Source organism: Sedimentibacter sp. B4, from assembly GCF_000309315.1.
Lineage (GTDB): Bacteria > Bacillota > Clostridia > Tissierellales > Sedimentibacteraceae > Sedimentibacter > Sedimentibacter saalensis.
Genome location: NZ_CANG01001065.1, coordinates 1 through 205, shown reverse-complemented (window position 1 = coordinate 205; position 205 = coordinate 1). Strand labels below are relative to the sequence as shown.

The window sequence follows — 205 nt, the reverse complement described above, 5'->3', positions numbered from 1 at the left end:
ACGGCCGCCGCCGCCGAACTCGGAGCTCGGTTCGTCCAGCTCGACGTCACCGCGACGCCTCGGTGGCTGCAGCCCTCGCCACGATCGCCGCCTCTGGCACCGGTCTGGACGTGGTCGTGAACAACGCCGGGATCGCCAGACGCGCGAACGGGGCGAGCATGAACGAGGCGCTCGACGGGCCCAGCGTCCTGGACGTCTTCAACAC

Annotated in this window: 1 pseudogene; it reads left to right on the top strand. The window is 70.7% G+C overall.

Annotated elements, in window-relative coordinates:
* Positions 1-205, top strand: a pseudogene (locus BN358_RS28140) (SDR family oxidoreductase); the annotation flags it as partial.